At 58.7% G+C, this 10,525-nt stretch carries 14 protein-coding genes; 6 read left to right on the plus strand and 8 right to left on the minus strand.

Annotation, left to right across the window (positions count from 1 at the left end):
• Window positions 1-2: 2 nt before the first annotated feature.
• Window positions 3-566: an RNA ligase family protein gene (locus EOA36_RS15775; protein ID WP_127278423.1), complete on the minus strand. Its 564-nt coding sequence runs from the start codon at window positions 564-566 to the stop codon at window positions 3-5.
• A gap of 260 nt (window positions 567-826) precedes the next feature.
• A complete protein-coding gene (locus tag EOA36_RS15780) occupies window positions 827-1,048 on the minus strand; it encodes a DUF768 domain-containing protein (RefSeq protein WP_127278424.1) in 222 nt (73 codons plus the stop codon).
• A 168-nt stretch (window positions 1,049-1,216) separates the two neighbouring features.
• On the opposite strand from EOA36_RS15780, the gene EOA36_RS15785 reads away from it, so the two are divergent.
• Entirely contained in the window at window positions 1,217-1,471 is a 255-nt protein-coding gene (locus EOA36_RS15785) for a hypothetical protein (protein ID WP_189553243.1), read from the plus strand.
• A gap of 352 nt (window positions 1,472-1,823) precedes the next feature.
• Entirely contained in the window at window positions 1,824-2,048 is a 225-nt protein-coding gene (locus EOA36_RS15790) for a hypothetical protein (RefSeq protein ID WP_127278425.1), read from the plus strand.
• A gap of 584 nt (window positions 2,049-2,632) precedes the next feature.
• Here EOA36_RS15790 and EOA36_RS15795 read toward each other — a convergent pair.
• From EOA36_RS15795 to EOA36_RS38280, 4 genes are read right to left on the minus strand one after another with little or no spacing between them, the layout of a single operon-like run.
• Window positions 2,633-2,926 carry a hypothetical protein gene (locus EOA36_RS15795; RefSeq protein WP_127278426.1) on the minus strand — a complete coding sequence of 98 codons (294 nt, stop codon included), beginning with the start codon at window positions 2,924-2,926 and terminating at the stop codon, window positions 2,633-2,635.
• Complete coding sequence (locus EOA36_RS38270) at window positions 2,923-3,075, minus strand: hypothetical protein (RefSeq protein WP_245464368.1); 153 nt, start codon at window positions 3,073-3,075, stop codon at window positions 2,923-2,925. The genes EOA36_RS15795 and EOA36_RS38270 overlap by 4 nt, the downstream gene beginning before the upstream one ends.
• Window positions 3,048-3,407, minus strand: coding sequence for a hypothetical protein (locus tag EOA36_RS38275; protein ID WP_245464371.1), 360 nt, complete (start codon window positions 3,405-3,407; stop codon window positions 3,048-3,050). The genes EOA36_RS38270 and EOA36_RS38275 overlap by 28 nt, the downstream gene beginning before the upstream one ends.
• Complete coding sequence (locus EOA36_RS38280; protein WP_245464369.1) at window positions 3,368-3,775, minus strand: glycosyl hydrolase 108 family protein; 408 nt, start codon at window positions 3,773-3,775, stop codon at window positions 3,368-3,370. Before EOA36_RS38280 ends, EOA36_RS38275 begins: the two co-directional genes overlap by 40 nt.
• 96 nt (window positions 3,776-3,871) lie before the next feature.
• Here EOA36_RS38280 and EOA36_RS15805 point away from each other — a divergent pair, with 96 nt between their 5' ends.
• Together EOA36_RS15805 and EOA36_RS38285 are read left to right on the plus strand one after the other, a co-directional pair.
• Window positions 3,872-5,821 (plus strand): acyltransferase family protein, encoded by a 1,950-nt coding sequence (locus tag EOA36_RS15805; protein ID WP_189343604.1) that lies wholly within the window; start codon window positions 3,872-3,874, stop codon window positions 5,819-5,821.
• A gap of 1,166 nt (window positions 5,822-6,987) precedes the next feature.
• Window positions 6,988-7,170: a hypothetical protein gene (locus tag EOA36_RS38285; protein ID WP_245464370.1), complete on the plus strand. Its 183-nt coding sequence runs from the start codon at window positions 6,988-6,990 to the stop codon at window positions 7,168-7,170.
• A 706-nt stretch (window positions 7,171-7,876) separates the two neighbouring features.
• On the opposite strand, the gene EOA36_RS15815 is transcribed toward EOA36_RS38285, so the two are convergent.
• Window positions 7,877-8,341 carry a hypothetical protein gene (locus tag EOA36_RS15815; RefSeq protein ID WP_127278428.1) on the minus strand — a complete coding sequence of 155 codons (465 nt, stop codon included), beginning with the start codon at window positions 8,339-8,341 and terminating at the stop codon, window positions 7,877-7,879.
• 127 nt (window positions 8,342-8,468) lie between these two features.
• Between EOA36_RS15815 and xth the strand changes: the two genes are divergently transcribed.
• The gene (xth, locus tag EOA36_RS15820) at window positions 8,469-9,245 is read left to right on the plus strand and encodes an exodeoxyribonuclease III (protein WP_127278429.1); all 777 of its coding nucleotides are present in this window, start codon (window positions 8,469-8,471) and stop codon (window positions 9,243-9,245) included.
• A 361-nt stretch (window positions 9,246-9,606) separates the two neighbouring features.
• On the opposite strand, the gene EOA36_RS15825 is transcribed toward xth, so the two are convergent.
• A complete protein-coding gene (locus EOA36_RS15825; protein ID WP_127278430.1) occupies window positions 9,607-9,924 on the minus strand; it encodes a YMGG-like glycine zipper-containing protein in 318 nt (105 codons plus the stop codon).
• A 244-nt stretch (window positions 9,925-10,168) separates the two neighbouring features.
• Between EOA36_RS15825 and EOA36_RS15830 the strand changes: the two genes are divergently transcribed.
• Window positions 10,169-10,525 (plus strand): recombinase family protein (locus EOA36_RS15830; protein ID WP_281040059.1); only part of this gene is annotated, 357 nt, incomplete at its 3' end.

Here is a 10,525-nt window from a genome sequence, read left to right on the forward strand (position 1 = left end):
GTCTAGCATTTGTCCTTCAGCCAGTTCGTCGACATGCCGCTGCGATATTTGCTGTCGCGCCGCTTAGATACCATGCCTTCCATGCCGGCCTGGTCGATCAGGTGGAAGATAACCCTCGCCTCGCCCGGCAGCGCCTGGCTGAACTGGATGTGCTGTCCCACTGGGATCATCTCGGCGAGGATCTCGCGACGCTCTTCCAGCGGCATGTCGCGAATATCGAGGCCATTGATGTGCAGGAGATCGAAGGCGACGAAATACAGGTCATGTTGCCGCCTGCTGATCGCCTTGCGCAGCGCACCGAAGTCAGAAAGCCCTGCGTCGTTCAACACGATGACCTCGCCGTCTATGATGGCGCTATCGACATCGAGGTCGCCAGCCTCCTTGGCGAGGTCTCGGTATTTGGCCGTCCAGTCCAGCCCGCGACGGGTGAAGATTCGCACGCCTTCCTCGTCCTTGATGATCAGCGACCGGTAGCCGTCGAACTTCACCTCGTGAGTCCACCCATCGCCTTCGGGAGGTTTCTCCACCAAGGTCGGCATCAACGGCTCGATGAACTTTAAACGCATGCACAGGACTCGCGGAACCGCGATTCAATTAGCATGCGCTTAATTAGTTCCGGTAAATTTTAACGATTCGTTGACCGCGCTGTCCTATTTTGGAACAGCGCGGTCAAACCCCAACCCGGACTGCGCGGGCGGCTCCGGCACGCACATCCCACCGCGCTGTCGGAGCCGTCACCCTACCTTCTAAATACCAGCAATGGTTGAATCAACAGTTACCAAACGTGCCTTCCGGTGCGTCTTCCCAATCGTTAGATTTGTTGAAATCAATCCGCCAAGCCAGCATCGTGATGCACGATCGCATCAAGGATCGCTTCGTAGGCGCTTTCGGTGTCTTCCTCGATCTCCGCGCTGCTGATTCCGACAGCCTTGGCGTCGGCGAACAGTTGCTGGGCCAGTTCCGCAATCGAGATGACGTCGATCACGCCCGTCTTGGGAACGTTGTTGGTTATCCACCAGTCTAAGAAGTTTGTGCCGCGAGTGCTCAAATTGCCAGGCCTCCGAATGCGATGGCCCGCGCCTTGCCCAACCACTGACGCGGGCCGACCGAGGTCTCGGGGACGTTGGTCAGCAGTCGACACCGACTGCCGGTGATTCAATTAGCATGTCCTAAAATGGTTCCGGGAACTTTTATCACTGAGGGATGTTCGATAGCGATGACAAAGCTATCCGACCTTGGCCCTCCGATCCCCGGCGTGCTCAACCGAGACGACCTCATTCGGTCAGACGGCCACTTCTACAATTGCCCGAGCTGCGGACAGCGGGTCGACCAGCGCGATCTGCGTCAGGTTTTCTATCACGAGGAGCCGGGGCACGAGCCGCTGGAGCCGGAGCCCGAGCCGGAACAGGAGCCGGAGCCGGAGCCGGAGCGGGAAGCGACGATCCTGAAATTCACCCGGTCCAGCAAATAGAGCCGGCCACCGAGCTGGACCGTCGCTCCGATCAAGCGACACTCCGAAGCTAAGTCCTTAACTGTCGTGTTCTGGAGCGGTTCATGTCGTCTGTACGGTTTATCCTGGCATACCTTGCTATTTTTGCCCTGGTCGCATCCGCGATATGGTTCTTGGTCCGCCATTGGCCGACCCACATAATGATGTAATGTGACAGTCGAAGCGCACAAAGTTGCAATTCAAGACCTAAGTACCGACGTGAAAAGCCCGTCGCGGGAGGATACGTGACGGGCCTGCCTTATAGGAGTGGTTAGTTCCGGACGCTTAAGGTTTGTGCTCCGAAGGGGGTTGCTGAAAAAAGGAGCGTCCATCAATGCCGAAATACCAAGTCGAAGAAATGCACGGTGACGAGGTCGTTGGCTCGCACGTTGTGGCCGCTGAAGACGCCGCGAGTGCGGTCAAATTGATCACGGCGATTTCTCTTTCCGCCAAGGATGCCGTGCGAGAACATTGGTTGCGTGTTGTGGACGAGATAGAAGGCACCGTAGATAAGTTCGGCCTGGATGAGCCTCAGCCTCCCGCGGACTTTTCAAAATAGCGATCTGGGCCAGCGAAGCCAAGGCCGCAGCAGTAATGCCCGCAGTTCTGATTCATAGTAGACCCGTGCGCGTCCTGGCGCCCCTGTTGGCCCGCGGTGCCTCCTCCTGTCCCATTGCAGCACTATGGTGCTGGCATTGCTCTTGCTTCGGACTTCGTGCCGGTAATCCCGGCCCTGATCGCGTAGCGATCAGGTAGTAGGCTCGCCGGGCTTGAGGTGGTTGGGGTCCTTCGCCCGGCGAGTTTCGGGCGATAGGTAGCGCACCTTCTTTCGGATGACTTCGTTCATATCGGAGGGTGGCGCATAGTCGGGCTAGCCGACGGGATGCTGTCATCCCAACCCTGTGTCCCGCCGGTTAGGCTCGGCGCCCGCCGCCTCTCGATGCCCCCGGCGCCGAGCCGCCCGGAGGAAGCTTCCGCGATCACACCATGTCCTTTTGAGGTAGATTAGCCGATTTGCATCGAACAGCCGAGGCATATGAGCGATTGAAGCCCGAAGTCGTCAAACGCTGAAACGCAAAAAGCCCGCCGGCCGAGCCGACAGGCCTGGCTAATTCATTCGACGCAACCCGGCGGGCCAGGCTGTTACCGAGGGCCGAGCGTAGCGGCACCACACGGCTGACGCCCGAAGTCGTACACGCCACCAGCGTCAATGCACTCGTCAAGAGACATGCGAGCGTCGATGCCCTTGTAGATCGCATCAGTGTTCTCCTTTTCGATCTTGGCGCGGACTTCGTCGGCGCCTTTGTGCTTGATGAGTTCGTAGACGCTGAGCGCGGTGTCGGAGACGGCTAAGGCGATGACGGCCCACGCGATGATGCCGGCCATCGGCCGTGGCACGCCAGCGAAGCCGGCGACAAGCGTAATGAGCCAAGTCATTCCGAGACTTCGCCGCCCAGCGCGACCGCGATGTGCTGCGCCTTCCAGCCGGCATAGTAGCGATATCCAACACCGCCTAGCAGCAGCGCGGGACTGAGGACAGCCAACACCAGCACCACCTTCATGATGAACTCGCTGCCGTAGAACATCGGCGAGAGTTGATTCTGAAGATCCTGCAGCGTGCCAGCGATACCACCTTTGCCAATGCCGGCGCCGATCGCCGCATCGGCCGGCGCGGTTGAGGGCGGAGTCTCAGCGTCTTCGACGAAAGCCTTCGCTTGGCCGCCGTCATAGAAGCGGCCGACTGCGGCACCTGCTCAGTTGCCCACGCCTGGCCGATGGAGCGCACCTCGGCAATGCGAGCGGTCCAACCCCTGCCAAAGGTGGCAAAGGTGCCAAGGCGCTTCAGGAAGGCCATGCGCGGGTTGCAAATGCGATCGATCAACGCGTCGTTGTTCTTGTCGGCCTTGAGCGCCGCCAAAGTCCCGACGCCATGACGCCGTCTATCGGCCCGGTATAGGCAGGCCGCAGCGCCTGTTGCAACCACATGATCGAACGACCGGGGCCGGAGTTCACCGCGCCGTCAAAGAGCACGTAGACAACGCCGGCCGGCAGGAGATCGCCTTTCACAGCGTCCCAATACTGGCGATCATAGATCTCGTTTAGTTCGGCCGTCTGGATGGCTTTGACCGAGCGCGTGGATTGGCCCTTGCTCTTCCGATAGGCATCATAGACCCGCTGGGTGACACCCTTCATCGTGACGCCGCCAGTATCGTTTGGATGGTTCGAATAGCCGCCCTCATGCGCGAGTACGCGGGCATGCGATTCCTTTTCACGGGAAAGTGCCATGGATAATCCTTTCCGCCGCTTTGGGGCAGGTTGTTCAGATTTGGATTTTGGTTATTGTCGCGACGCGTAGACGCGTGGAGGGCGCCAGGGGCATCCGTGAAGTTCAACGACTATAGGCACGACATTGATGGGCTACGTGCCGTAGCGGTGATCGCCGTCATAATGTTCCATTTCGGCGTCCCCGGCTTTGCGGGTGGTTTCGCCGGGGTCGATGTTTTCTTTGTGATCTCCGGCTATCTGATCACTAGTATTCTAGTTGGGCCGAACCGCCTCTCATTGACCGAATTCTATGGTCGACGCGTTCGCCGAATTCTGCCTGCGATGTTAGTTGTTATCGCGGTGTCGCTCATCGCCGGTTGGTTTCTGCTCCTGCCAGGCGACTATGTTAGCTTGGGAAAAAGTGCGTCCTATTCCTCAGTGGGATTTGGGAACTACTACTTCCTTTGGAACACAGGCTATTTTGACCGGGAGGCAGCGCTGCAACCGCTGCTGCATCTATGGTCGCTAGGGGTCGAAGAGCAGTTTTACCTCATCTGGCCTGCTCTGCTGCTTGCCATCAGCCGTATTTCACACGGGCGGCCGGGTGTTGCGGTCGTAGCAATCTGCGTGGTGGCCGTCGCCAGTTTTTCGATAGCGGTGCATCTAGTAGCCTCCGATCCCAAACAGGCATTTTACGGCCCCTTCAGCAGGGCGTGGGAATTAGGGGCTGGCGGCCTACTTGTGTTCCTCCCGGTCCCAAGGCGTCCATCTTTCGATTGGTTAGGCTGCCTGGGGTTGCTTATGATTGCGCTGAGCATTCTGCGCTTGTCGCCAGACGATGCTTTCCCTGGAGTGAATGCGCTCGCTCCAGTTTTCGGCGCCGGATTGCTGGTTTGGCGTCGTCCACCTTCGCCAGTCATATCTGCACTCTCGATTCCGCCATTGCGTTTCACGGGCAAAATTTCCTACAGCCTCTATCTCTGGCATTGGCCAGTTTTTGTTTTCTTCCGTCACTATAACGGCGGTGCTGTACCGACGGCGACGGAGACCGGATCAATCTTGCTGTTCACGGTTCTGATCGCCTCCCTCTCTTGGCGCTACGTCGAGGAGCCCGTGCGTCGCCTCCGGCCTGTGCCCTTGAAAGCGATCACCGCCGGCGCCGCTTCAGCCTTGATAGTCGCGTCGACTGGCGACGCGATCTCGCAAGCTGGCGGATTTGCCAGCCGAGTTTCTAATGATGCTCTGGCGATGCGCAGCCTCGAAGCGATGTGGGATTGGCCATGCCCGCAGACGGTCAACATCCCTGAACTCGGCGTTACCTACTGTGCCTTCGGCGCTCCGTGGGGATCAGCCAAGCACCACGGGATTCTTTGGGGTGACAGCCATGCCGACCATCTTGCCCCGCTACTTGATATTGTCGGTCAGCGAAAAGATACGGCATTCTTTCTATACGAACCGTGCCCAGCTGCGCTCGGCGATAGGATCTATCGCAACTTTCCCGAGACGCCCAATTACAAGGACCGCTGTGCGTCATCGCAGAAAGCGGCGATCACAATGCTACGCCAGCGGCCTGACGTTGACGTTGTGGTTCTGGCCGCTGCTTGGTCAGGGCTGCAATTCACCGACATCGTTGCGGCCGACGGACATCAGGCCGACAAGATTTCATTGGTACGCGAGGGTTTACAGATACTCCTTCCAGAGATTGCGGCAGCCAATCGACGGATCACAATTGTCGGTCCGACGCCAGGGCCCGCCGAGGATTTGACTTCCTGCGCTGTTAACAAGGCGAGTAACCTTCTAAGACGCCGGTGCTCGACGGAGATGAACAGCAAATGGGCCACGTCGGTGCGTCGACCGATTACTGCGGCCCTCAAATCGCTGGCCGCTGAGAACCATTTGTCCTTCGTCGATCCGGGTCCTGGCATGTGCCCAAACGATCACTGCACGACTTACGTCAACGGCGAGTTCATCTACCGGGACGCCTCGCACTTGCGACGGAACTTACGGGCTCAGACGAAGGAAGCGCTTGCGAAGATGATCGGCTTAGACGATGGCCGCGGCCTCTAGCTCGATCAGCGTGACCTTCGCTTGCGGCTTGCACCGGCTACAGTCGACTGCTTCAACGGGTCCACGCCGCCGCCATAGACCGACATGAGATCGGCAGATCGGCAGTAACGGATTCCAGCAGCTGCATTTCCTCTTCACATGTTGTGCCGGGTCGCCTTCCCAGCGTGTTATTGGATCGTGCACCATGAGAACAAATAGGGAATAAATTTCTTGCCCGCCAAGCCGCCTTATGGATCTATCATTGATGGTGAGAAACCTGCCAAGCGCCCGACGGGATGACGCCGGCGCCGCTAGAGCGTGCCAGAGTGCTGGGTCAGATGTGTGAACACCCCAAGTTGTCTGGCATTCTTTCACGGAACACGAGCGGCTGATGGCAATACACCCGATATTAGGTCGTCAAAGGCTTCTCAAGGGCAGAGAGCCCGCCGGCCAAAACCACCGCGCCTGGTAATGCACTCGAACGCAATCCCGGCTAAGTGACCGGCCCCGATACCATGACCACGACTTGGGCAGTAACTGTATTCAGGCGCTCACGTTTTACCAGCGTAGGCTTTTCGTCGGGCTTCTTCATCGTATTCCCCGGTTGATTTCTCACGGCGCGAATGACCCGCACCCCTTGGCGAGGTGCGGGCCGACCAGAGATTGGGTCTTTGGTCAGCGACAGGCCTGTGCAACGCTGTCGCCGATTGTACCAATCTGTGGCGATCGACAAGGTTCCCATGGACCTGGACATAGGCTTAGCGATCGCCGGCTAACCTAAATCCACCGAGCCGCATCGTGATAAACGATCGATCAAGGATCGCTTTATAGACCCTGCCCTCGATCTCGCGCTCCCGATCCCGACCACTTTGGCGTCGCCGAAGACCTTCTTCATCAATTCCGCGACTGAGATGACATCAACCCCTGGGTGGAATATGGGCCATCGGCCGCAGCTTCGGCAATTCGCTTCCATCTTCCGTCGGCGTTCGCGGAGGCGAAGTGTCTTCCTCTCTCGCGCCCGCGCCAGCGTCAATTAGCAGGCTCGTCTCTCGGTCTGAACCCCATGCCCGGAGGAAGGGATCGTTGGTGCTATTCCGTACCGGAGCATGCCAGACTCGCGCCTACGTGAGGGGACTGGACGGAACTAAAAATGCCGTCCCCCGTTCATGGCGCCAGGGGATGTATTCATGATGATGAATGGCCTGGTTCTCGTCGTTGAAGACGAACCAATGATATTGCTCGATATCGAAGGGGGACTCGTTGAAGCGGGCTTCGATGTTGTCGGTGTGAATAGCGCGGGCCAAGCGTTGTCTGCCTTTGATGCCGCCTGGATCGTTCAACGCTTTGATATCCGATATCCGCCTAGGTGACGGCCGATCTGGCTGGGAAGTTGCTCGCCATGTGAGGCAAACCAATGCGATGATGCCGGTGATCTATATCAGCGGGGACAGCGCCCCTAACTGGGGTGCCGAAGGTGTTCCAGAAAGCGTGATGATCACCAAGCCTTTCGCGCTACCTCAGATCATTACAGCCCTGTCTATGCTGCTAAATCAGCGACATCCGTCACCACCGAACGAACCAAGTGCTGGGTAATCTCCCTAAGCAGATCCCTCTTGCGTAGCCAAGCCGGCAGCGAGCAATCAACTCACTTGGTGGGCCGCCCGGACGATGATTCTTTCCCGTCCATTACGGAAAGCCCGCTATGACAGCCGGCCTTGCGACGGCCGGAGACCAGGAGAGTGCGTGGTCATGGTCTCACGGCTGGGTTCTGAACCACCTCCAGCCAAAGTTTCAATTGCCCGCCGCCCCATTCACGGCAGCGGCGGGCGCCCCAGGGATGAATCAGGGGCATAACCCGAGGCGTTGGACCCCCGGGTTATTTAGATATGAATTAAGCAAGGCCCGCCACTGAAGAAGCAGTGACGGGCCTTTGTCTATCTGCTCGGTTGAGGGGACTTCCAAGCTTATAAAGAACTTCGCCGTGGCGGTTCAGTTCCAATAAAAAAGGCCAACGTATGGAACTGCGTGCGGGCCGGCACTGGTTCCGCTGGCCTGCAGGCTTGTGGAGTCGCTGGATCAAACGGCCGGCGGCTCGTTGAAGAGAACAGCAGGCAAGTTGGAGTATCTGCCGAACAGGCCTGCATCCTCAACTGCCAACTCGTTTTGGCTCATCCAATCGCCAGCAACCTGGCTGATCGCAGAATCGCGAGCACCATCACTTCGCGCTTCCTCGCGCGAAGCCACTCGGCAAACTATGGAGTTGAATGGCCTGTGTCGCGCGATCTCGTCTGCCATCACAAATCGGACAAAGGCCGGTCGCGATTTGGAAGAGTTGCAGATTCTGATGACCGTGGCACGTTCGGCTGCGTTCGCGGAAGGAATTGGACCTGACCATCGATGAAGCCGCAGTGCGGTGATGGGCGTATGCGCTCGACGGTCGCCAGAGGCGATAGACAAATCACTTGTCAGCTTGAATAAGTCGAGCGCAGCGGCGGGCATGGTTGCTTGTATAGGGGTGCGGACACAGACGACTTTCGACATGCGAACACTCTTACTGCGGAGGTTCTTCGTTGCATTGATGATCAATTAGCTATTCTTGCACGGAGACGTGGATCGTAATCACCGGTTCGGCGTTGAGGGGCGCAGCCTAGCCTACGGAAAGTCCAAAATGACTCGCATCGCAACCTTCAACGTGAACGGGGTCAACGGCCGCCTGCCCGTGCTGCTCAAGTGGCTGGGTGAAACCGAGTACGACATCGTCTGCCTTCAGGAGCTCAAGACGTCTGACGAGAAGTTTCCTGCCGACGCGATCAAGGGAGCCGGTTACGGCGCGATCTGGCACGGCCAGAAATCTTACAATGGGGTAGCTATTCTCGCTCGGGGGGCGGAACCGCTAGAACGTCGACGCGGGCTGCCGGGGGACCCGGACGACACGCACAGCCGCTACATCGAGGCCGAGGTTAATGGGCTTGTTGTGGGTTGCCTCTACCTGCCCAACGGCAACCCGGCGCCAGGCCCGAAATTCGACTACAAGCTCCGGTGGTTCGATCGGCTGATTAGCTACGGCCAGCAGTTGCTCGGAGATGGCGCCATGAGCATTCTCTGCGGCGACTATAACGTCGTTCCGACCGAAATTGACGCCGTCGTGCCCCGACGATGGCTAGGAGACGCAGTGTACTTCCCGGAAAGCCGGCGGGCTTACGCCGAAATGCTTGCGAATGGTTGGACAGACGCCGTCCGACGTATCCATCCGGACAAGGGCATCTACACCTACTGGAACTTCTCATACAGGGGCGGCTACGATCGAAGCTCCGGCCTCCGAATGGACCATCTGCTGGTGAGCCCTTCTCTTTCGGAGAAACTCCGCAATGCCGGCGTAGACGTCGAGTTGCGCGGGTGGGAGAAGCCTAGCGACCATGCGCCAGCTTGGATCGAAGTCGATTGACCGCGGCCAAGTCAATCACGCAGCTCCGGAACCGAGCCAATCCCTCCACCAGCGATGGGGCCGTCACTGGCGCTGTGGGCAGCCAACTTGTAAGGAGGCGTGGCACTGGGGCGACCGGATGCTCATGCGACTTCAGCCGGCTTCAGCTTGGCAAAGGTCGCGTCAGTGCTTCAAAATCTGGCTCAGAAACATGTTGGTCCTGGCATGCTGGGGATTCCCGAAGGGCTGTCCGGCAAGCGCCGGTCCTGGTGCAATAGTGTCGTTCAGTCTCGCCGCCTGTGGGAGACCACGCCTATCTCAGCGCATCCCGGCTGAGTGCGGAGGATAGTTGGAAGCCGTCCTTCTGCAGGACGGCTTTACATCAGTAGTTGCCGTTGTAGTAGCGGTCGTCACAAGGCGCGGTGTAGATGCGGCCGTAGCGGTCCTGGTAGCGGCAGAGCTGTTCCCCGCGGCGCTGCGGGGTGGTGGCAGAGCCGACGACGGCACCGAGCAGCGCGCCGCTAGCCGCGCCGATGACCGTGCTCTTGGTGTTGCCGCCGATCGCCTGGCCGACGAGCGCGCCGCCGGCGCCGCCGAGGAGCGCACCGGTGGTGGCTCGCTGTTGGCCCTCAGTCTGCGACTGGCAGCCAGCGAGCGCGGCGGCCAGAAGCACGGCGGCAATGGCTTTTTGGAAGGTCATGTGAAGTCTCCCTTAACGTCTGAAATCCCTATCGATCGTCACGTGCGGTTCCATTGCGGCGGAACGGCGGCACGCATGCTCACGATATGAGACATGGTTTCTCGGTGGTTGAACCAATCGCAGGCACTGATGAGTAACTGCGCAGAAGCGGCCCATTCGACACAAACTGTTTGGGAAACCATAACGAAACGACAGGCCCATGTCGGTATGCTTTCGCTTCCGCAACGTAGTGCACAACCAAGCGATGGTCACGAACCCCGGCATTTCAAAGGCATCGGCATCGAGGCCAAGGATCCGGGCTGCCCAATATCTGCGAATGTCGACCGACACTCAGACCTATTCCATCCACAACCAGCGAGACGCCATCGGCGAATATGCCGACATCATGGGTTACGACATCGTCGCTACGTACGAGGACCCTGGTCGCAGCGGACTGAACATCGAAGGGCGACCCGGCCTGCAACGGCTGTTGATGGATGTGGAAAGCGGGCAAGCCGATTTCGAGACCGTGGTGGTCTATGATGTAAGCCGTTGGGGGCGCTTTCAGAATATTGATGAGAGCGCCTCTTACGAATATCGATGCCAGCGGGCCGGCGTACGG

The sequence above is a fragment of the Mesorhizobium sp. M8A.F.Ca.ET.021.01.1.1 genome (genome assembly GCF_003998025.1).
Taxonomy (GTDB): domain Bacteria; phylum Pseudomonadota; class Alphaproteobacteria; order Rhizobiales; family Rhizobiaceae; genus Mesorhizobium.

Coding starts and splice junctions, on each gene's coding strand:
- EOA36_RS38270 (WP_245464368.1), bottom strand. CDS start 3,075: ATGTTCTACGGCAGCGAGTTCATCATGAAGGTGGTGCTGGTGTTGGCT.
- EOA36_RS15775 (WP_127278423.1), bottom strand. CDS start 566: ATGCGTTTAAAGTTCATCGAGCCGTTGATGCCGACCTTGGTGGAGAAA.
- EOA36_RS15815 (WP_127278428.1), bottom strand. CDS start 8,341: ATGTCGAAAGTCGTCTGTGTCCGCACCCCTATACAAGCAACCATGCCC.
- EOA36_RS15825 (WP_127278430.1), bottom strand. CDS start 9,924: ATGACCTTCCAAAAAGCCATTGCCGCCGTGCTTCTGGCCGCCGCGCTC.
- xth (WP_127278429.1), top strand. CDS start 8,469: ATGACTCGCATCGCAACCTTCAACGTGAACGGGGTCAACGGCCGCCTG.
- EOA36_RS15785 (WP_189553243.1), top strand. CDS start 1,217: ATGACAAAGCTATCCGACCTTGGCCCTCCGATCCCCGGCGTGCTCAAC.
- EOA36_RS38280 (WP_245464369.1), bottom strand. CDS start 3,775: ATGGCACTTTCCCGTGAAAAGGAATCGCATGCCCGCGTACTCGCGCAT.
- EOA36_RS15790 (WP_127278425.1), top strand. CDS start 1,824: ATGCCGAAATACCAAGTCGAAGAAATGCACGGTGACGAGGTCGTTGGC.
- EOA36_RS15795 (WP_127278426.1), bottom strand. CDS start 2,926: ATGACTTGGCTCATTACGCTTGTCGCCGGCTTCGCTGGCGTGCCACGG.
- EOA36_RS38285 (WP_245464370.1), top strand. CDS start 6,988: ATGATGATGAATGGCCTGGTTCTCGTCGTTGAAGACGAACCAATGATA.